Source organism: Alteripontixanthobacter muriae (genome assembly GCF_013336795.1).
GTDB lineage: Bacteria > Pseudomonadota > Alphaproteobacteria > Sphingomonadales > Sphingomonadaceae > Pseudopontixanthobacter > Pseudopontixanthobacter muriae.
The window spans coordinates 1-19,614 of the sequence record NZ_JAAFZT010000026.1 but is presented as its reverse complement, the minus strand read 5'-3'; the positions used below and the strand labels follow the sequence as shown (position 1 = coordinate 19,614).

General features: G+C 62.1%; 18 protein-coding genes. 6 read left to right on the top strand and 12 right to left on the bottom strand.

All coding sequences use genetic code 11. The features are described from left to right. Window positions 1–100 precede the first annotated feature (100 nt). From G7A66_RS09140 to plsY, 4 genes are all read right to left on the bottom strand, one after another. The gene (locus tag G7A66_RS09140) at window positions 101–283 is read right to left on the bottom strand and encodes a hypothetical protein (protein WP_174295392.1); all 183 of its coding nucleotides are present in this window, start codon (window positions 281–283) and stop codon (window positions 101–103) included. Next, window positions 283–2,898 carry a type I DNA topoisomerase gene (topA, locus tag G7A66_RS09135; protein ID WP_174295389.1) on the bottom strand — a complete coding sequence of 872 codons (2,616 nt, stop codon included), beginning with the start codon at window positions 2,896–2,898 and terminating at the stop codon, window positions 283–285. The genes G7A66_RS09140 and topA overlap by 1 nt, the downstream gene beginning before the upstream one ends. 126 nt (window positions 2,899–3,024) lie before the next feature. Next, the gene (gene dprA, locus G7A66_RS09130) at window positions 3,025–4,152 is read right to left on the bottom strand and encodes a DNA-processing protein DprA (protein ID WP_332310526.1); all 1,128 of its coding nucleotides are present in this window, start codon (window positions 4,150–4,152) and stop codon (window positions 3,025–3,027) included. Then, window positions 4,136–4,720 (bottom strand): glycerol-3-phosphate 1-O-acyltransferase PlsY, encoded by a 585-nt coding sequence (plsY, locus tag G7A66_RS09125; RefSeq protein ID WP_174295388.1) that lies wholly within the window; start codon window positions 4,718–4,720, stop codon window positions 4,136–4,138. The genes dprA and plsY overlap by 17 nt, the downstream gene beginning before the upstream one ends. A gap of 119 nt (window positions 4,721–4,839) precedes the next feature. Here plsY and murI point away from each other — a divergent pair, with 119 nt between their 5' ends. The 3 genes from murI to G7A66_RS09110 all read left to right on the top strand — a co-directional run bounded on the left by murI (window position 4,840) and on the right by G7A66_RS09110 (window position 7,670). After that, window positions 4,840–5,658 (top strand): glutamate racemase, encoded by an 819-nt coding sequence (gene murI / locus G7A66_RS09120; RefSeq protein WP_332310525.1) that lies wholly within the window; start codon window positions 4,840–4,842, stop codon window positions 5,656–5,658. A 102-nt stretch (window positions 5,659–5,760) separates the two neighbouring features. After that, entirely contained in the window at window positions 5,761–6,981 is a 1,221-nt protein-coding gene (gene hemA / locus G7A66_RS09115; protein WP_174295387.1) for a 5-aminolevulinate synthase, read from the top strand. Then, window positions 6,978–7,670 (top strand): nitroreductase family protein, encoded by a 693-nt coding sequence (locus G7A66_RS09110; protein ID WP_174295386.1) that lies wholly within the window; start codon window positions 6,978–6,980, stop codon window positions 7,668–7,670. The genes hemA and G7A66_RS09110 overlap by 4 nt, the downstream gene beginning before the upstream one ends. 56 nt (window positions 7,671–7,726) lie before the next feature. Here G7A66_RS09110 and G7A66_RS09105 read toward each other — a convergent pair whose 3' ends face one another. The 4 genes from G7A66_RS09105 to G7A66_RS09090 form a co-directional block, all read right to left on the bottom strand. After that, a complete protein-coding gene (locus G7A66_RS09105) occupies window positions 7,727–8,932 on the bottom strand; it encodes a type III PLP-dependent enzyme (RefSeq protein ID WP_174295385.1) in 1,206 nt (401 codons plus the stop codon). A gap of 186 nt (window positions 8,933–9,118) precedes the next feature. After that, window positions 9,119–10,303 (bottom strand): carboxynorspermidine decarboxylase, encoded by a 1,185-nt coding sequence (locus G7A66_RS09100; RefSeq protein ID WP_174295384.1) that lies wholly within the window; start codon window positions 10,301–10,303, stop codon window positions 9,119–9,121. Further along, the gene (locus tag G7A66_RS09095) at window positions 10,303–10,737 is read right to left on the bottom strand and encodes a hypothetical protein (protein ID WP_174295383.1); all 435 of its coding nucleotides are present in this window, start codon (window positions 10,735–10,737) and stop codon (window positions 10,303–10,305) included. Before G7A66_RS09095 ends, G7A66_RS09100 begins: the two co-directional genes overlap by 1 nt. Before the next feature lie 5 nt (window positions 10,738–10,742). Continuing rightward, window positions 10,743–11,978: a saccharopine dehydrogenase family protein gene (locus G7A66_RS09090; protein WP_174295382.1), complete on the bottom strand. Its 1,236-nt coding sequence runs from the start codon at window positions 11,976–11,978 to the stop codon at window positions 10,743–10,745. A 76-nt stretch (window positions 11,979–12,054) separates the two neighbouring features. On the opposite strand from G7A66_RS09090, the gene G7A66_RS09085 reads away from it, so the two are divergent. Next, a complete protein-coding gene (locus G7A66_RS09085) occupies window positions 12,055–13,020 on the top strand; it encodes a threonine ammonia-lyase (RefSeq protein ID WP_174295381.1) in 966 nt (321 codons plus the stop codon). Window positions 13,021–13,088: 68 nt separating this feature from the next. Further along, window positions 13,089–13,538: an MAPEG family protein gene (locus tag G7A66_RS09080; protein ID WP_174295380.1), complete on the top strand. Its 450-nt coding sequence runs from the start codon at window positions 13,089–13,091 to the stop codon at window positions 13,536–13,538. Window positions 13,539–13,592: 54 nt separating this feature from the next. Here G7A66_RS09080 and trxB read toward each other — a convergent pair whose 3' ends face one another. The 4 genes from trxB to otsB all read right to left on the bottom strand — a co-directional run bounded on the left by trxB (window position 13,593) and on the right by otsB (window position 17,767). After that, complete coding sequence (gene trxB, locus G7A66_RS09075; RefSeq protein ID WP_174295379.1) at window positions 13,593–14,570, bottom strand: thioredoxin-disulfide reductase; 978 nt, start codon at window positions 14,568–14,570, stop codon at window positions 13,593–13,595. 64 nt (window positions 14,571–14,634) lie between these two features. Next, window positions 14,635–15,423 carry a tyrosine-protein phosphatase gene (locus G7A66_RS09070; RefSeq protein ID WP_174295378.1) on the bottom strand — a complete coding sequence of 263 codons (789 nt, stop codon included), beginning with the start codon at window positions 15,421–15,423 and terminating at the stop codon, window positions 14,635–14,637. 56 nt (window positions 15,424–15,479) lie between these two features. After that, on the bottom strand, window positions 15,480–16,874 hold the full coding sequence (locus tag G7A66_RS09065; protein ID WP_174295377.1) for an alpha,alpha-trehalose-phosphate synthase (UDP-forming): 1,395 nt from the start codon (window positions 16,872–16,874) through the stop codon (window positions 15,480–15,482). A gap of 131 nt (window positions 16,875–17,005) precedes the next feature. Next, on the bottom strand, window positions 17,006–17,767 hold the full coding sequence (gene otsB / locus G7A66_RS09060; protein WP_174295376.1) for a trehalose-phosphatase: 762 nt from the start codon (window positions 17,765–17,767) through the stop codon (window positions 17,006–17,008). Between the two features lie 141 nt (window positions 17,768–17,908). Between otsB and ribB the strand changes: the two genes are divergently transcribed. After that, window positions 17,909–19,201 carry a 3,4-dihydroxy-2-butanone-4-phosphate synthase gene (gene ribB / locus G7A66_RS09055; RefSeq protein WP_174295375.1) on the top strand — a complete coding sequence of 431 codons (1,293 nt, stop codon included), beginning with the start codon at window positions 17,909–17,911 and terminating at the stop codon, window positions 19,199–19,201. Window positions 19,202–19,614 lie beyond the last annotated feature (413 nt).

Genomic DNA, 19,614 nt, shown 5'->3' with positions numbered 1-19,614 from the left:
ACCCCAAACCCTATCGCTGGACCAAATCCGCCGACGAGATACTCGCCTCGGTCAAACGCTTCTGTCAAAAAGCTATGAGCCGAACTTCGGATTCAGGTGACTAGCGCTTCTTGGCCATGGCGATCTTGTTCTTCTTTGCGAAATCCTTGGTCGATTCCTCGCTTCGACCCAGCGCCTTGGCGATCTGTTTCAGCCCCTGACCCTTGCCGGCGAGCAGGCGCAATTTGCCAGCCTCCTCGCCGTTCCAGGGCTGCTTGTGCCGTTCGAACTTCTCAGCAGCCATCATTCCGCCTCCGCTTCGGCGGACTTCTTCGCTGTCGCCTTCTTCGCTGCAGGCTTCTTGGGCGCCGCCTTCTTCGCTGTCGCCTTCTTCGCCGCAGGCTTCTTGGCCGCCGCCTTTTTCGCGGGCGCCTTCTTCTTCGCCGGTGCCTTGCGCTTCTTCTTCACCGGCCCCTTTGCCACCCGGGCGTCGATCAGGCCAATCGCCTGTTCTTCGGTCAGATCCTCGGGCTTTATGTCCTTCGGGATCGTCGCATTGGTCGTGCCGTCGGTGACATAGGGACCGTAGCGGCCCGGCATCACCTTCATCTCGCCTTCGCTGGTGGGGTGTTTGCCAAGCTCCTTGATCGGCTCGGCCTTCTGACGCGCACCGCCCTTGCGATTGGCCGCCTCAGCCAGCAGCGACACTGCCGCGTTCATCCCCGTTTCGAACACGTCGCGCGTGCCCGCCAGCTTGGCAAATTTGCCGTCATGCCGGAGATAGGGCCCATAGCGCCCGATGGCCGCTTCGATCGGCTTGCCGGTTTCGGGATGGTCCCCGACGACGCGCGGCAGGCTGAGCAATTTCAGCGCCCATTCCAGGTCGAAATCGTCGAGATCCCTGGGGATCGAGGCGCGCTTCGCTTCCTTGCCCTCACCCAACTGCACATAGGCGCCGAAGCGGCCTGTCTTGCGCTCCACGGGCAGGTCCGTTTCCGGATCGACGCCCATCGTCTGGTCTTCCGCCGCATCCTCGCCATCGGCACCGGGCTGCGCGAAGCGGCGCGTGAACTTGCAATCGGGATAGTTCGAGCAGGCGACGAAAGCGCCATATTTGCCGCCGCGGAGCGCCAGCTGCCCCGCCTCGCATTTGGGACACCGGCGCGGGTCGGTTCCGTCGGCTTTCGGCGGAAACAGGTAATCGGAAAGATATTCGTCCAGCACCTTCGTCACTTCCGAAGGCTGCTGCTCCATTACCTCGTCCGTCTTCGGCTTGAAGTCGCGCCAGAACTGGGTGAGCAGATGCTTGTAGGCCTCGCGCCCACCGGACACCTCGTCGAGTTCGTCTTCCATGCCTGCGGTGAAATCGTAGGCGACATAGCGTTCGAAGAACCGTTCGAGGAACGAGGTCAGCAAACGTCCGCTTTCCTCGGCGAAGAAGCGGTTTTTTTCCATTCGCACGTAATCGCGGTCACGCAGCGTCTGGATGGTGGAGGCATAGGTCGAAGGGCGCCCGATGCCGAGTTCCTCCAGCCGCTTGACCAGGCTCGCTTCCGAAAAACGGGGCGGCGGCTGGGTGAAATGCTGGTTGGCGTCGACCTGCTTCTTGGCCGGGCTGTCACCCTTCGCCATCTGCGGCAGCAAGCCACTGTCGTCGTCATCGTCCTTGGTGTCACGGCCCTCCTCATAGACCGCAAGGAAGCCCGGGAATTTGACCACCTGCCCCGTCGCCCGCAATTCGTGCAGGCCCGCCTTGTCGCGCATGGTCACGGTCGTGCGTTCCAGGCTGGCGGCGGCCATCTGGCTTGCCATCGCGCGTTTGAAGATCAGCGAATAGAGCTTCGCCTCGTCGCCCGATCCGGCACGGTCCTTGGTGAAATCGGTCGGCCTGATCGCCTCATGCGCTTCCTGCGCGTTCTTCGCCTTGGTCGAATAATGGCGGGGCTTCTCGGGCAGATAGTGGCCGTCGTAACGGTCAGCCACGGCCTTGCGGCAGGCGGAAATCGCGCTGCCATCCATCTGCACACCGTCCGTCCGCATATAGGTGATCGCACCCGCTTCGTACAAATTCTGCGCCAGTCGCATGGTGTGGCTGGCGGAATAGCCCAGCTTGCGCGCCGCTTCCTGTTGCAGGGTCGATGTCGTGAAGGGCGGCGAAGGGTGCCGCTTCAGGGGCTTGATCTCGATCTCCTCGATCGTGAACAGCGCCTGTTCGACGGCGGCCTTGGCGGCAAGAGCGGTCCCTTCCTCGCCGATGGTCAGCCGGTCCAGCTTCTTGCCGTCGTAGCGCACAAGCCGGGCGTCGAAGGCGGTGCCGTCCTGCTCCATCTGCGCAGTGATCGACCAATATTCCTGCGCCTTGAACGCCTCTATCTCGCGCTCGCGGTCGACGATGATGCGCAATGCCACCGACTGCACCCTGCCCGCGCTCTTCGCGCCCGGCAGCTTGCGCCACAGGATCGGCGAGAGGGTGAAACCGAACAGATAATCCAGCGCCCGGCGCGCGAGGTAAGCGTCGATCAGGTCGCCATCCAGATCGCGCGGGTTCTTCATCGCGTCGGTTACCGCCTGCTTGGTGATCGCGTTGAAAGTGACGCGCTCGACATCGGCGGGCAGCGCTTTCTTCTTCTGCAGCAATTCGCGCACGTGCCAGGAAATCGCCTCACCCTCGCGGTCGGGGTCGGTCGCTAGGATCAGGCGGGTCGCCTTTTTCGCGGCATCGGTGATTTCCTTCACCCGGGCCGTCTTGTCGCGATAGGTTTCCCAATCCATCGCGAAGTCCTCATCAGGCCGCACCGAACCATCCTTCGGCGGAAGATCGCGGACATGGCCGTAGCTGGCCAGAACCTTGAAATCCTTGCCGAGATATTTCTCGATGGTTTTCGCCTTGGCGGGCGATTCGACGATGACGAGTTGCATAGACTTGAAGCAATCCTTGAAGGTCGGCCCGGAATGGCGAGCCCTTACATGTGTACGCGCGAGGGTGGTGCCAGGAGGCGCGGCGCGTCAACCGTGTTTCTCACGCTCGGCGATAAGTGCCCTAGCTCATCCCGCGAGCCGCACCTTGCCGCCCGCCCCGCGTTCGAGCCTGCCGGCAAGTTCCAGCTCCAGGAGAGCCAATTGCACCGACGCCGCCCCGCTACCTGATTGCCGGATAAGCTCGTCCCAAGCGACCGGCGCGTTGGTCAGCAATTGTTCGACATCGGCAGGTTCGGCATCAGCCAATTCGTCTTCATAGGCAAACGGCGCAGGTGCTGCCTCGCGGACCAACGATCTCGGAATGCCGTCAAAGCCAGTCACCAGTTCGATCACGTCTGCCGCCGATTGCACCAGCATCGCGCCTTCGCGGATGAGCAAATTGCACCCTTGCGAACGCGCATCGAGCGGGCTGCCGGGAATGGCCATGACCTCGCGCCCTGCCTCGCCTGCAAGCCGCGCAGTGATGAGCGATCCGGATTTCGGCGCGGCTTCGACCACCAGCGTTCCTTGCGACAGCCCGGCGATGATGCGGTTGCGGCTAGGAAAGTGCCTGCCGCGCGGCTGTGTTCCGGGCGGCTGTTCGGCAAGCAGCAGGCCTTCTGTTGCAATGCGTTCCTGCAAACCCTGGTGCTGCGGCGGATAGGCGATGTCGATTCCGCTGGCGATCACGCCGATGGTAGCCGGGAGAGATCCTTCATGTGCCGCCCCGTCAATGCCGCGCGCGAGGCCCGAAACGACGCTCAGCCCGCCTGCTGCCAACTCGCCTGCAAAGGTCCGCGCCAGCCGCACCGCCGCTGCGGACGCGTTCCGCGCGCCCACTATGGCGATGCAGGGCCGCGCTGCCAGGCCGATGTCGCCGCGATACAGCAGGATCGGCGGCGCTCCTGAAATCTGTGCCAGCAGCGCGGGATAATCGGGAGAATCGTGGAACAGATAGCGCGCGCCAGCCCGTTTCGCTGCAGCAATCTCATCCTCGACCACGCTCGCCGGAGCTGCGCTGTAGCGCCTCTTCCCGCTGCGATCCATCTCCGGCAGGGCCTCAAGCGCCCGGCGTGCGTCGCCAAAACGTGCCAGCAATTGCCGATAGCTGACCGGGCCGACATTCGGCGAGCGTAGCAGCCGGATGCGGGCGAAGGCTTCCCCTTGGGTCAGCCGATGCTCGTCCTCAGTTGCCGTCTCAGCCGGCACCGACACGGGGCTCCTTGCCGGCAAGTAGGCGAGCGATGTTGGCGCGGTGCAGATAGCAGATAAGCAGGGCGATGATGATGAGGAAGGGGACGAAAACGATCCAGCCCGTCAAAAATGCGATGATCGGCGCGGTCACTGCGGCGACCATGCCAGCCAGCGAGGAAATCCGCCAGATCAGCAGCATCCCGATCCAGGCGAGCGCGTAGGCAAGCCCGATCGGCCAGGCCAGGCCGAAACACACGCCCGCACAGGTCGCCACGCCCTTGCCGCCGCGAAATTTGAGCCAGATGGGGAAGCAGTGGCCCAGCACCGCACCGACTGCGGCAAAGCCTGCCGCAAACGGGTCGTCCCAGATCGTCCAGGCGGCGAAAACAGGCGCAAAGCCCTTGGCGAGATCGAGCAGGAGGGTGGCCGCCGCCAGCCCCTTGTTGCCGGTGCGCAGGACATTAGTCGCACCGATATTGCCGGAACCGATCTTGCGCACATCGCCCTTGCCCGCAGCCTTGGTCAGCAGCAGGCCGAAGGGTACCGAACCCAGCGCATAACCCAGTAATGCGGCGAGCAGGATTTCCATGGCTCGACAAACCCCCGTCAACAAGGCGCGCCAACTGGACCACGCCTTTCCTTTTGCGGCTTCGTAGGTAAAAGGCGGCGCGTCGGCAAGTACGGCGAAAGGCCAGGCAGGGAATCCAGGTGGATCAGACGAACGCGAGGACTGTGAAGCCCGAAGCCCCGATCCTGCTGTTCGATTCCGGTGTAGGCGGGCTGTCCGTGCTGGCCGAACTGCGCAGCCTGATACCTGATGCGCCAGTCATCTACGCCGCCGATCTTGCCGGCCTGCCCTATGGCGAGAAGTCCGAGGCCCAGATCGCCGCGCGTGTTTCGGGCCTGTTGGGGCGCATGGCGGAACGCTATTCGCCGCGCCTCATCTGTATCGCCTGCAACACGGCTTCGACCATCGCGCTCGGCATGGTGCGCGAAGTTCTGAACACACCGATCGTCGGAACGGTGCCGGCGATCAAGCCCGCTGCCGCCCTCACGCGCAGCGGGGTGATCGGCCTGCTGGGGACGGCGGCGACGATACGGCAGTCCTATGTCGACGATCTGGAAGCGGCATTTGCCAGCGACAAGCTTTTAATGCGGCACGCGGCTCCGGAACTCGTCGGGGCGGCGGAAAACCGGCTGCGCGGCCTGCCGGTCGATCGAGATGTGTTTCGCCGCGCAGCCGAAGGTCTGCGCGCGATGCCAGGCGGCGACAGGATCGACACGGTCGTCCTTGCCTGCACGCATTTCCCGCTGCTCTCGAAGGATCTCGCCAGCGAGTTCGGCCCCGAGATCCGGTTCGTCGATGGGGCCGCAGGCATCGCGCGGCGGATCGGTTCGCTGACCTCAGGTCAGGACTTCCGGCGCGGCGGCCCCGACCTTGCGTTGACAACCGGACCGCTGATTGAAATCGAGCGCCTGTCCTGCGCCTTTGCCGTGCACGGTATCGATCGCCTGACCGAACTTTAACGCGAATCGTTCGCAAAGATCGCGGTGGCATTTGAGGCTCGTCGCGCCTAGATCGACACTATTCGCTGCCGGAGGCGTCCGGCGCAACGCACGGAATATCCGTTGAATTACGACCAGATTTTTGACCAGGCGATTGACCGGCTTCATGCCGAAGGGCGGTATCGGGTGTTCATCGACATCCTGCGCAACAAGGGTGCCTATCCCAATGCCCGCTGCTTCCACGGGCATAACGGGCCGAAGCCGATCACGGTCTGGTGCTCCAACGATTATCTCGCCATGGGCCAGCACCCCAAGGTTATCACGGCGATGGAAGAAGCGCTGCACGATGTGGGTGCAGGATCGGGCGGCACTCGCAACATCGGCGGCAACACGCATTTCCACATCCAGCTCGAACGCGAACTGGCGGATCTGCATGGCAAGCAGAGCGCCCTGCTGTTCACTAGCGGCTATGTTTCCAACGATGCTACGCTATCGACGCTGGCGAAGCTGCTGCCGGGCTGCGTGATCTTTTCCGACGAGTTGAACCATGCCAGCATGATCGCGGGCATTCGCAATTCTGGTTGTATCAAACGCGTCTGGCGGCACAACGATCTCGCCGATCTGGAGCGCCTGCTGGCGGCGGAAGACATCGACGCGCCCAAGGTGATCGCGTTCGAAAGCGTCTATTCCATGGATGGCGACGTGGCGCCGATCCACGCCATTTGCGACCTTGCGGAAAAATACAACGCGCTGACCTATATCGACGAAGTGCACGCCGTCGGCATGTACGGGAAGCGCGGCGGCGGCATCTCCGAACGGGATGAAGCGGCGCACCGCATCGACATAATCGAAGGGACGCTCGGCAAGGCATTCGGCGTCATGGGCGGCTATATCGCCGCCGACAGCCGCATCGTGGATGTCATCCGTTCCTACGCGCCGGGATTCATCTTCACGACCTCCCTCAGCCCCGTTCTGGTGGCAGGGGTATTGGCCTCCGTCCGGCACCTGAAATCCTCCAGCGTCGAACGCGATGCGCAGCAGGCGAATGCAGCGACGCTGAAGGCCAAGTTCCGCGAAGCCGGATTGCCAGTGATGGATTCGACGACTCACATCGTCCCGCTCATGGTGGGCGATCCTGTCCGGGCGAAGAAGATCAGCGACATCCTGCTCGCGGAATATGGCGTCTATGTGCAACCCATCAATTATCCCACGGTGCCGCGCGGGACGGAGCGCCTGCGCTTCACCCCCGGCCCTGCGCATGACGAGGCAATGATGACCGAGCTCACCGATGCTCTGGTCGAGATTTGGGACAGGCTCGACATGGAATTGCGCCAGGCCGCATGAGCCGGGCAACACCCAGCTTCGACGCCGTGGTCGAAGGACGCAGGTCCATCCGCGGGTTCATGGACAGGCAGGTCCCGCGCGAACTGATCGAGGAAGTGCTGGCGCTGGCCATGCGCGCGCCGTCCTCCTTCAACAATCAATGCTGGAACTTCACCGTGGTCAGTGGCGAGCCGCTGGACCGGATCAGGCGAGGCAACACCGAGGGTATTCTGGCCGGCACTCCGGACAGCCGCGAGTTCCGCACGCATGACAAGCAATCGGGCGACCACCGCACCCGCCAAGTCGAAGTCGCGAAGCAATTATTCGGTGCAATGGGGATTGCGCGCGAAGACAAGGAAGCACGGCAGGACTGGGTCTTGCGCGGGTTCCGCCAGTTCGACGCTCCGGTCTCCATCGTGGTTACCTACGACCGCGAATTGCTGGGCAGCGATGTCGCACCGTTCGATTGCGGGGCCGTGACCAACGCCTTGGTCAATGCGGCATGGTCGCGGGGGCTTGGCTGCGTCATCAACAGCCAGGGCATAATGCAATCACCTGTCGTACGCCGGGAAGCGAACATACCGGACAATCAGGTCATCATGATCTGCGTGGCGATGGGCTGGCCCGATGAGGACTTTCCGGCAAATTCGGTAGTCTCCAACCGCAAGCCGCTGACTGCCGCGGCAAGCTTCGTTGGCTTTCCCGAATAGAGCGCAAAACAACGGCAGGCGCATAAGCTACCCGCCGTTATTTCTTCGCTCGAAAATTATCGCAAGCTCACCACATTGTCGCTGCTGCGCGGGTCTGCCCGGTCACCGCGATAGAGGCTTTCCATCGGCTCGTCGGCTACCTGGTAAGCTTCAGCTGCTCCAAAACCGTTGAACGCGGTCTTCATCGCCGCGCCATAGGCGCCCAGCATGCCGATCTCGATATAATCGCCGGCCTGGATATCAGCCGGAAGCAGGAACGGGCCCTTCATGAAATCCGCATCGTCGCAGGTCGGGCCGTAGAAAGAAAATTCGGCCGTAGCTTCGATCAGATCGTCTTCCAGCGCATTCACGGGGAAGCGCCATTCGACATGCGCCGCATCGTACAAAGCGCCGTAGGCGCCATCGTTGATGTAGAGTTCGTCCCCGCGCCGCTTTTCCACCTTCACGATCAGCGAGCTGTATTCCGCGCAGAGCGCACGGCCAGGTTCGCACCACAATTCGCTGGAATAGGAGATCGGCAGTGATTCGCTGGCCCGGAAGATGACATCGAAATAATCTTCCAGCGGTGGCGGTTCCATGCCGGGATAGGACGACGGAAAGCCGCCGCCGACATCGATGATGTCGACCGTGACGGATGCGTCCACAATGGCCGCGCGCACGCGTTCCAGCGCCTGCACATAGGCGAAGGGCGTCATGGCCTGACTGCCGACATGGAAGCAGATGCCCAGCGCATCGCAATGCTGGCGAGTCGCCTGCAGCAGCGGCGCGGCATCGGCGAGATCCACGCCAAACTTAGACGCGAGCGACAATTCACTGAATTCGCTGGAGACGCGCAGACGCACGCAAAGCGACAGATCTTCCGCCGCCTTCCCGTCCGCATCGCTGCAGGCAGCGACGATCTTCTCCAGTTCCTCGATCGTATCGAGGCTGAAGGTGCGAACGCCATAGGTGTGATAGGCTTCGGCAATCGCACGGGCCGTCTTCACCGGGTGCATGAAGCACAGATGCGCATCGGGCAGAGTGCCGCGCACCAGCCGCACCTCGGCAATGGAGGCCACGTCGTAATGCGTGACGCCATTTTCCCACAAAATTTGCAGCAGGTCCGGCGACGGATTCGCCTTCACCGCGTAAAGCGACTTGCCCGGGAACCTGGACGTGAAGAAACGTGCCGCCCGGGCTGCTGCCTGCGGACGGTTGAGGATGACAGGTTCGTCGGGCTCAATGGCCCGGACTACAGCCTTGGCGTCAGGAAATTGGTGCAATTCAAGGGACCCCCAAACGGTTCGATATGGTGACGCTGCCTTGCGGTCGGGAAGTCCCCCCTGAAACGGGGCTTGGCAGCAGGGGCGCATATAGGCGGCGGCGGCTGAACTGCAAGTGAAAACCGCATGGTCGGGCCGGCGAAGTTGCCGCCTTCCTGCCGACCGAAAGCAAGCGCCCCTTCCGCTTCAACTCAACCTGTTTCGGAAATCTTCGTAACCAAAGCTTTTTACCTGTTCCAGAACGTCCGTTTCGCTGTCCCAAAGCCAGATCGACGGCAGCAGAACACCGTTGAAAGTGTTGGTTTTCACCATCGAATAATGCGCCTGATCGAGGAAGGCGATGCGCTCACCCGCTTCGCACGGAACCGGCAGGGCATAATCGCCGATAACATCGCCGGCGAGGCAGGACGGACCGCCAAGCCGCACCAACTCGCCTGCCGCCTGCTCGCCAGCAGATTCACCGAGCATGGCCGGCCGGTAAGGTGCTTCGATCACATCGGGCATGTGGCAGGTGGCGGAAATGTCGGTGATGGCGAAACGGGTTTCGTTTACGCCGCTATCGAGGATCGTGCCCACGAGGATGCCGGCATCCAGCGCCACGGCCTCGCCCGGTTCAAGGTAGATCTCGGCGCCGGTGTCTTCCTTGGCATCACGCAGGAAGTCGACCAGTTGCTCGCGCTGGTAATCGGCGCGGGTGATATGATGCCCACCGCCCATGTTGATCCATTTCAGCTGACCGAACCAGGGCTCGATCGCGTCGAAGACCCTGTCCCAGGTGCGCTGCAGGGGTTCGAGGTCCTGCTCGCAGAGATTGTGGAAGTGGATGCCGTCTACGCCTTCCATCATCTCTTCCGTTAATTGGTCGAGCGGGAAGCCGAGACGCGAACCGGGGCTGGACGGGTCGTAGCGCGGCACTTCCCCGGTCGGGACCTGCGGATTGATCCGCACGCCGACATCGAAATTGCCACCAGTGGCCCTGCCCTGTTCAAGGATGAGCGCGGCGCGCTGCAACTGGCCTGGCGAGTTGAAGATGACATGATCCGAGAGGCGGCAGATTTCCTCTAACTCGTCCGGTTTGTAGGCGGCGCTGTAGGTTGCGATCTCGCCATCGTAGAACTCGCTGGCAAGGCGCGCTTCCCACAGACCCGAGGCGCAGGCACCATCCAGATATTCACCGATGATGGGCGCGGTGCTCCACATCGAGAACGCCTTCAATGCCGAGAGCACCTTGATGTCTGCGGCATCTCGTATGTCGGCAAGGATGCGGCAATTCGCGCGCAATTTAGCCGCGTCCACGACGAAGGCTGGGCTATCGACCCGGTTGAGGTCGAAATGCGCAAAGGCTCCGGGATCGCCGGCTCTGGTTTCCATCAGTCCACACACAATCCGCGAAGGATCGCTCCCTTTTCGACAGTGCTGAAGCATCCGAACAGCGCATCGTCTTGCTGACAGATGCCGACAATTTTCTCACCGCTCTGCTGCTCTGCATTGCCTTGGACGATGCAATCGCCTTCGCATTGCGAACCGTCACTGCAGGCTTGCCCTGCGTCCGGGAACGGCGTGACGCAGAGCTCCGCATTCCTCCGTCCGCGACGTTCGACATACCCGCCCGCAGCCTCGCACGCGGCGCGCTGGCTGAAACTCATGGATAGATCCGGGTCTATCAACTCGCCGGGCGTCCCGCCCGAAAGCGGGCCGGCGGAAGAAACCGGAGCGCCAGTGTCCGGCACGGCCACCGGTTCAGCCGGAGCGCAGGAAACAAGCGCGAACAGCGTCGCGGCGAGAGGAAGGCAGGGCAAGCGCATCGCGTTCAGAACTTCACCGGACTGTCGAGTTCCCGCACGTTCCACGGAAGGCCATGTTCGTTCAGCATGTCCATGAAGGGATCGGGATCGAACTCCTCGATGTTGAACACGCCGCCCTCGCCATTAGGCGCCGACCATTTGCCCGAGGCAACCAGCGCGCTGCCGATCATCGCCGGAACGCCGGTCGTGTAGCTGACCGCCTGGTTGCCGGTTTCCTCGAATGCCGCTTCGTGACTGCAGATGTTGTTGATGTAGAAGGTCTTTTCGCCGCTGCCGTCCAGCGCTTCGCCGGTCGCGATCACGCCGATGTTGGTCTTGCCCTTGGTCGTTTCGCCCAGCGATTCGGGCTTGGGCAACACGGCGGCGAGGAATTGCAGCGGCACGATGTCCTTGCCCTGATAGCGGATCGGCTCGATGCCCGTCATCCCGACATTCTGCAGGACCGTCAGGTGCTTTATGTATTCATCGCCGAAGGTCATCCAGAACCGGGCACGCTCCAGTTCCGGCACGAATCTGGCGAGGCTTTCCAGTTCCTCGTGATACATCATGTACATGTTCTTGCGGCCGACTTCGTCGAAGTCGAATTCGACCTTGTGCGCCATGGCAGGGGTTTCGACGAATTCGCCGTCTTCCCAGTGACGCGCAGGCGCCGTCACTTCGCGAATGTTGATTTCAGGGTTGAAATTGGTGGCGAAAGCCTGCCCGTGGTCGCCGCCGTTGCAATCCAGGATGTCGAGCTGTCGGATCGTCTTCAGCTTGTGCTTCTTCAGCCACATGGTGAAGACACTGGTCACGCCGGGATCGAAGCCTGATCCCAGAAGCGCCGTGATGCCCGCTTCCCTGAAGCGGTCGTGATAGGCCCATTGCCACTTATATTCGAACTTCGCCTCGTCCTTGGGTTCGTAATTTGCCGTATCGAGGTAGTTTACGCCTGCCTCCAGACAGGCGTCCATGATCGGCAGATCCTGATAGGGCAGCGCCAGATTGACCACGAGCGATGGCTCCACTCGCCTCAGCAGATTGACCATGGCCGGGACTTCTTCGGCGTCGATCTCGTAAGTCGCGATATCCACGCCGGTCCGTTCCTTGACGCTGGCAGCGATGGAGTCGCATTTCGATTTGGTTCGGCTGGCGAGGTGAATCTCGCCGAAGATGCCGGACCCTGCGGCGCTGACCTGCGCCATCTTGTGAACCGCGACCGAGCTGACGCCGCCTGCGCCGATAACCAGAATAGTGGACATGGATACTCCGAGGAATTTGTCTGCGCCGCAATCCGCGGCATTGGCTAATGTCTGCGAAACGCATTAGGCGTCAGATATGTTTCGCGAAAGCCCCCGCACGCCCACGACGGACGGTACGATGCTCGCCGCCGAGCAGGTCGCGGCCATTCTGCCGCCAACACCGCTACTACCCCTTCAGATCGGCGAAGTCAGCCTCTGGGCCAAGGCCGAAAGCCTGCAGCCCATCGGAGCCTTCAAGATTCGCGGTGCGTGGTATCGCCTCAACAGCCTGAGCGCAGAGGAACGGCGGCGCGGCGTCGTCGCCGTTTCCAGCGGCAATCACGCGCAGGGTGTCGCCTGGGCGGCGCGGCGGCTGGGAATCGCAGCCACTATCGTGATGCCGGTAGATGCGCCGCAGGTGAAGCTCGACGCTACGCGCGCGTTAGGCGCGGAAGTCGTACTGTATAATCGGCCCGGAGGGGTCGACCGCGACGCTGTGGCCAACGCCCTGTGCGATGAACGCGGCGCGGTGTTCGTCCACGCCTATGCCGATCCGTGGATCATCGAAGGGCAAGGCAGCGCCGGTATCGAGATCACGCAGCAGATGGGCCGGCAACCTTCGCGCATCGTGGTCTGCTGCGGCGGCGGCGGATTGGCCGCCGGACTGGCGCTTGCCTGCCCTGACAGCGTCATTGTTCCGGTGGAGCCGGAAGGCTGGGACGACATGGCCCGCAGCCTCGCGTCGGGCGAGATCGAGGGAGTTGGTCCCAATCCCCCCGCAACCGCCTGCGACGCCCTGCAAACTCCGCAGACTTCGCCTGTAAACTTCGCCGTCCTTCACGGCCGGGCCGAGCCGGGCGAGGTGGCCAGCGAAGCGGAAATCCGCGCCGCCCAGCGCTTTGCCTTTCGCAATCTCGGCCTCGTGGTCGAACCAGGCGGAGCGGCTGCACTGGCCGCGGCACTGTCGGGCCGTATCCGACTGGATGAGCACATGGTCGTGATGATCACCGGCAGCAATGTCGATCCACTGCAATTTGCACGGACCATCAGCACGGACGATTAGACCGCGTTTGACAATCCGGGCAGCGCATCGCATCCCGCGCCTTTCTTGGGGCGAGAAGGGGAATGACGATGATGGCGCAGATGCTGGCACCTGGCGCGGTGCTGATTTTGTGGTCGCTTGTGATGCTGATCTGGATGGCCGTGACCCGCTTGCCCGCCATGAAGAAGATGGGCGGTCTGGGCGAGGCGAAAGCCGGCGGACGCGGGCAGGATCTTGAAGGGGTTCTCGATGACCGCATCAACTGGAAAGCGCATAATTACGCGCATCTTATGGAGCAGCCGACGCTGTTCTATGCGGCCCTGATCATCATCGCGCTGATGGGGGCGAACGAATGGGACGTGGCGCTTGCCTGGGCTTATGTCGTGCTCAGGATCGTTCACTCGATCTGGCAGTCAACAGTCAACCGCGTACCGGTGCGGTTCACCTTGTTCGCTCTGTCGAGCTTTGCGCTGATCTACCTCGCCGTTCGTGCCGTGGCGCTGACGCTGTTCTTCAACCCCGGCATAGCGCCGATCTGAGGCTACGGCGGGTATGCGGGCGCTTGCAGCCTGCATACTCCGCCGCAATCCCTTCTATTCAGCCGCCTGCCGCGCTTCCTTCTTCGCAAAGTCGAGCGTCGCCAGGAAGCGTTCCGCGTCGAGCGCAGCCATGCAGCCAGTACCCGCGGCGGTGACAGCCTGCCGATAGGTGTGGTCCATCACATCGCCGCAGGCGAATACTCCGGGTATTTCGGTCTTGGGCGTGCCGGGCTCGACAATCAGGTAGCCGCTGTCATCCATGTCCAGCTTGCCCTTGAACAGTTCGGTCGCAGGGGCATGGCCGATCGCAACGAAGGCACCTTCCACCGGAAATTTGCTCACTTCGCCCGTCACGGTGTCCTTCAGTTCCAGCGCGGTCAGCCCGCCCTGCAGCGGGTCGCCGATAAAGCGTTCGACGGTCTTGTTCCACAGAGTCGAAATCTTGTCGTTGCCGAACACCCGCTCCTGAAGGATGCGCTCCGACCGCAACTCGTCACGGCGGTGGATCAGGGTAACGTCGTCGGAATGGTTGGTGAGGTAAAGCGCTTCCTCGACAGCGGTATTGCCGCCACCGATCACGGCAACCTTCTTGCCACGGTAGAAGAACCCGTCGCAGGTCGCGCAGGCGGAAACGCCCTTGCCGCCGAGTTCCTGTTCGCCCGGCACGCCCAGCCATTTTGCCTGTGCACCGGTGGCGATCACCAGTGTCTCGCCGATATATTCGTCGCCGCTATCGCCAACCGCACGGAATGGCGAACCGCCGGCGATGTCGATGTCAGTGATCGTGTCCCACATCATCCGCGTGCCGACATGTTCCGCCTGCGCCTGCATTTCCTCCATCAGCCAAGGGCCCTGAACAACATCCCTGAAGCCGGGGTAATTCTCGACATCGGTGGTGATAGTCAGCTGGCCACCGGGCTGCAAACCCTGCACCACGATCGGTTCCATCGCCGCGCGTGCGCCATAGATCGCCGCGGAAAGCCCGGCAGGTCCGGAACCGATGATGAGCATGCGGGTGTGATGGGTGGCCATTGTGAATTCGTCCAATTAGACTGGATTGAGGGAATGGGCAGCGAAGCCCCTTGTGCGAATCTGGTTAGCGTTCGAGCAGATGCAAGCGCAAGGCTTCCATCCGTTCATCGTCGACCAGCAGAACCGTGCGAAGGAACGCATCGACCGAACCGTACTCGTCGCGCAGCGCCTTGTAGGCAGCTTCTAGAAACCGGGGGTCCACGCCCATCAGCACGCGGATGGTGGCGTCGTCCCTGGCGCCATATTTTCGCCGCGCAGTCTCCCGGTTATTGGCCACTCTCGCGTCCAGATCGGCGACTTCATTGGTCAGCAGGTAATCTTCCATCGCGTCGTCCGGGTGGACACCAAGCGCATGATGCAGCAGCGCCACCGCCATGCCGGTGCGGTCCTTGCCGGCGTGGCAATGCACCAGGCTTGCGCCCCTCCCCTCGGACAAGATTTCGAAATAGCGCCGCATGATCCAGATCAGATTGTCGCGGAATGGCAGGCGGGAATAGAGCCGCTCCATCGCTTCATAGGCACCCGCTTCGTCCAGCGCGCCTTCGGCAGCTTCAAGATGCGGAGCCAGACCAGCAGTCTCGCCGTCGAAGAACAGCACTTCCGCATTGCAGCCGTCCGGACGAAGGCTGGGCTGGCGTTCGCGCTCATCATTGCCGCGAAGATCGATGATCGACTGGAGGTCGAGCGATGCCACGGCCAGCAGATCGTCATCTGTGGCAACATGGTGGTGACCGGAGCGGAACAAGACATCTCGCCGCACTCTCGCTCCGCCTGCAGCAGCATAGCCGCCGTAGTCGCGCAAATTCGTCACGCCTTCCAGCGCGATGACCCGGTCGTTGGCTGCCACGTTCATGAGCCGCTCTCTGCCACTCCTGCCCTCACGCTGCAAGCGGACGACAGGAGCGCGGATTATGGAGAGCCAAACTCTCCGCCCTGCAGATCGGCCAGGAAATTGCTGGTCCAGCGGTGCACATTGTCCTCGCGCACGGTGCCGATCATCGCATCGTACCGCCGCTTGCGTTCCTCGCGCGGCATGTCCAGCGCCTTGTTGATCGCGTGGGACAGGTCATCGGGGCTGTGCGGGTTGACGAGAATCGCCTCGGTCAGTTGCTGCGCCGCCCCCGCGAAGCGCGACAGGATGAGAACACCGGGGTCGTCCGGATCCTGCGCGCCGAGATATTCCTTGGCGACAAGATTCATGCCGTCACGAAGCGGCGTCACAAGGCCGATCTTGGCCGCGCGGTAGAACCCAAACAGTTCCGCCAGCGAATGGCCGCGATTGACATAGCGGATCGGGACGATGTCCACTTCCGAGCGGGCGCCGTTGATCTGCCCCGTTTTCTGCTCGAGCGTTTCGCGGATTCGCTGATAGCTTTCCACATCCTCGCGGCTGGGCGGCGCAATCTGGATATATACGATGTCGCGAACGCGTTCGGGGTGCTTATCGAAGAAGCGCGCAATCCCGTCTATCCGTTCGGGCAAGCCTTTCGAATAATCCAGCCGGTCGACGCCGAGCATGGCTATGCGGTGCCGAGTGCTGGACAGCAGGCGCTGGCCCGCCTGACGCGCCTCGCCCGTGTTACCCTGTTCCTGCAGATGATCCCAATCTATGCCGATTGGATAGGCCCGCGCGATCGTGGTTCGCCCTTCGTAGGTGATGGTGCCGCTCGCCTCGTCGACTTCCGCTCCAAGCTCCTTGGTGCAGTAATGGAGAAAGCTGTCGAGCCATTCATCGGTCTGAAAGCCGATCACGTCATATGCCAGCATCGTGGTCACCAGACGTTCGTGGAAAGGCAAAGACACGAACAGTCGCGCGGGAGGCCATGGGATATGCAGGAAGAAACCGATGCGGTTCTTCATCCCCCGGGCGCGCAACCGTTCGCCCAGCGGGATCAGATGATAATCATGCACCCAGATCAGATCATTGTCTTCGATCAGCGGCTCGGCAGCCTCGGCGAAGCGTTCATTGACCCGCTCGTAGCCCTTGGCGAAATCCTGCTCATATTCGGTCAGATCGATGCGGTAGTGGAACAGCGGCCACAGGGTCGAATTCGCATAGCCGTTGTAATATTCGTCGATGTCCTGCTTCGACAGGGCCACCGTGGCGGTGGTGACACCTTCGCTTTCGACGGTCTCGATTTCACCGGTGTAACTCTCGCATTCCTCGCCCGACCAGCCGAACCAGATGCCCTGATTGCTTTGCAACGCCGAATTGAGCGCCCCGGCAAGACCGCCCTGCGCGCCTGCGGCTCCGCGCGCCTTGGGAACGGCGACCCGATTGGAGATTACGACGAGACGGCTCACGATATTGGCTTTACCTCACTTCGCTCCAGTTCCCGGTTTGCATTCTGCCGGGCTTGCTCGTTCATCCAGCGAACAGGTTTGCGGTAAGTTCCCTGATCCTCGGCGTAATGTGTGCCGGTCGAGCAGTGGCCTCAACTTCCTTCTCTGCATCCAAGGTCCAGCCAGGAATGTACCTCCTGAACCGACGAGAGCCGGTGCGTGGCGGCACTGCCCTCGCGGTCGCCCACAAGGATCGAGAGGCCGCCAAAGGCAGCGACGCGGGCAAAACCGTCCTCATCTGTCACATCGTCCCCGATGAAGATCGGCCGCGCCCCGGCGAAATCAGGATGCGCCATGTAGGCCGCAACGGCGCCGCCCTTGTCCGCTCCGGGACGAACAATCTCGACGACGCATTTGCCGCGCGTGACATTCAGATCGTGGCGTTTGGCGAGTTCGTTTGCGAATGCGGCAATCCGGCCTTCGAGTTCTTCGTGCCCGCGGTAATGGATGGCCGCTCCGTGGCTCTTGTCCTCCAGCGACAAGCCATTCTCCGCAGCGAATACTCGCAGCGACTCTCGCGCCGCGGGCGGAATGTCTTCCGGCTCGTCTCCCAAGCGCGAACCGTCTGCCAGCATCCGGAGCACGCCATGCGAACCTGCCCGCGCCACCTCCAGCGATCCCGTGTGGCGCTCCAGATCGGTCAGAGCGCGGCCAGTCACCAGGGCGAGCCTGCCCTTCAGCCTGTCAGCAAGCACCAGCAGGCGGTCGGCCAAGTCGGGCGGGACGCGAATAGCATCCGGCTGGTCGGCTATGGGCACAAGAGTGCCGTCGAAATCAAGGAACAGCGCAACCGGGCCAGACCGGATCAGGCTGGACAGCGTTGGCGGGGGCGAAAAGTGCGCAATGTCGGACATTTGCAAGGCCCTAAAGCAAATTATCGGGCGCAACAAAGGTCAAACGCCCGGGGTTTGGCTGCACCTGGAATGCCGCTGCTGTTCACATCAGAATGTGCGATTGACATTGCAATGTGCAACTCTGCGGCTTATGGAAGCTTCATGAGCAACACAACGATCATCGATCGCGTCCGTACCATCATTGATTCCGGCGCGATGTCCCGTACCGCCCTCGCCCGCGCGGCGGGTCTTCACGCCAATTCACTGCGTGACTGCCTCGAGGATAAATGGAACCCGACGACCGATACGCTCCGCAAGCTTGAAAGCTTCCTGTCCGACAATGACGATACTCCCGTGATCGTCGGCGCAGAGGAAATCATCGAGGAAGCGCGCAATGGGCGAATGTTCGTGCTGGTCGATGACGAGGACCGTGAGAACGAGGGCGACCTCGTGATTCCGGCTCAGATGGCCACTCCGCAGGCGATCAATTTCATGGCGACACATGGGCGCGGTCTCGTCTGCCTGGCGATGACCAAGCAGCGCATCAATCAGCTCGGCCTCGATTTGATGAGCAGCAGCAATCGTACACGGCACGAGACCGCCTTCACGACTTCGATCGAGGCCCGTGAAGGGGTTACCACCGGCATCAGTGCGGGCGACCGCGCGCGCACCGTGTCCGTCGCCATTGACAGCGGTCGGGGGATGGAGGATCTGGTCACGCCCGGACACGTCTTCCCGCTTGTCGCTCGCGATGGAGGGGTACTGGTCCGGGCCGGCCATACCGAAGCGTCGGTCGACATCTCGCGCCTTGCCGGACTGAACCCGAGCGGCGTCATTTGCGAGATTATGAACGACGACGGCACGATGTCGCGGATGGAAGATCTGGTGCGCTTCGCAAGACGGCACGATCTGAAGATCGGAACAATTCGCGACCTCATCGCCTATCGCCGCGAACACGACCATCTGGTCGAACGCCGCAGCGAACGCCGCTTCACAAGCCGCTGGGGCGGCGACTGGCGCGCGGTTGCCTTCTATAACAAGGCGACGAAGGAAGAGACTCTGGCCTTGGTCAAGGGCGCGATCGAGCAGGACAAGCCAACGCTGGTTCGCATGCACCTGCTGTCGATCTTCCCTGACGTCTTTGCCGAAGATTCCGAACGCGGCGGGCTGCTTGAAAAGTCCATGGAGATCATCGGTCGCGAAGGTGCCGGCGTCGTCGTCCTGATCAATCGCCCCAGCCCCAATTACGTCAGCCGCGCCATGAAGCTGAGCGACAGCGGCAAGGCGCTGGACGAGCAGACCGAACCTTCAGAGCAGCGCGATTATGGCGGCGGCGCGCAGATCCTTGCGGAACTGGGCGTGCGCGACATGGTCCTGCTGACGAACACGCATCATTCGATGGTCGCACTGGAAGGCTACGGCCTCTCCATCACCGGCGAACGCCCGATCGATTGAATAGCCGGGAGGCTCTAAGCATCTGTTGTATGCTGAAGAGAGCCCCGCCCCTAACACCCTGGGCGAGCACTTCTGATTGAACTCGCTTGTTTTCGGCTGTCGGGCCTGCACGCAGCGCGGGCAACCGCGGTACACACGTTCGAACCCCGCGAACGCGGTGAAAACCTGGCGAGGGCATTGGTGGTTGCGAAGGAGGCATTCAGGCGATCCCCCCGGTAGGCGCACCATGCTTCCGATTGGTCTTCTGTGCTGACGAAGATACAAGCGATAGAGGTAAGCGTCTTTGGCAGCATTCCCCGGCGCTTCGCAACTAGGGTCCGGACCCATAAACAGGATTCACAGCGGCATTGGGATGTGATTCATGAGCCTCCAGTGAGGAGGCATGTGGATGGCAAATTTCTTCTGGTTCTCGG

Bases quoted from the DNA above. Each gene is read 5' to 3' on its own strand.
- G7A66_RS09080 (WP_174295380.1), top strand. From the start codon at position 13,089: ATGATGGCGCAGATGCTGGCACCTGGCGCGGTGCTGATTTTGTGGTCG.
- G7A66_RS09070 (WP_174295378.1), bottom strand. From the start codon at position 15,423: ATGAACGTGGCAGCCAACGACCGGGTCATCGCGCTGGAAGGCGTGACG.
- trxB (WP_174295379.1), bottom strand. From the start codon at position 14,570: ATGGCCACCCATCACACCCGCATGCTCATCATCGGTTCCGGACCTGCC.
- ribB (WP_174295375.1), top strand. From the start codon at position 17,909: ATGAGCAACACAACGATCATCGATCGCGTCCGTACCATCATTGATTCC.
- G7A66_RS09090 (WP_174295382.1), bottom strand. From the start codon at position 11,978: ATGTCCACTATTCTGGTTATCGGCGCAGGCGGCGTCAGCTCGGTCGCG.
- otsB (WP_174295376.1), bottom strand. From the start codon at position 17,767: ATGTCCGACATTGCGCACTTTTCGCCCCCGCCAACGCTGTCCAGCCTG.
- G7A66_RS09110 (WP_174295386.1), top strand. From the start codon at position 6,978: ATGAGCCGGGCAACACCCAGCTTCGACGCCGTGGTCGAAGGACGCAGG.
- G7A66_RS09100 (WP_174295384.1), bottom strand. From the start codon at position 10,303: ATGGAAACCAGAGCCGGCGATCCCGGAGCCTTTGCGCATTTCGACCTC.
- plsY (WP_174295388.1), bottom strand. From the start codon at position 4,720: ATGGAAATCCTGCTCGCCGCATTACTGGGTTATGCGCTGGGTTCGGTA.
- G7A66_RS09095 (WP_174295383.1), bottom strand. From the start codon at position 10,737: ATGCGCTTGCCCTGCCTTCCTCTCGCCGCGACGCTGTTCGCGCTTGTT.
- topA (WP_174295389.1), bottom strand. From the start codon at position 2,898: ATGCAACTCGTCATCGTCGAATCGCCCGCCAAGGCGAAAACCATCGAG.
- G7A66_RS09140 (WP_174295392.1), bottom strand. From the start codon at position 283: ATGGCTGCTGAGAAGTTCGAACGGCACAAGCAGCCCTGGAACGGCGAG.
- G7A66_RS09085 (WP_174295381.1), top strand. From the start codon at position 12,055: ATGTTTCGCGAAAGCCCCCGCACGCCCACGACGGACGGTACGATGCTC.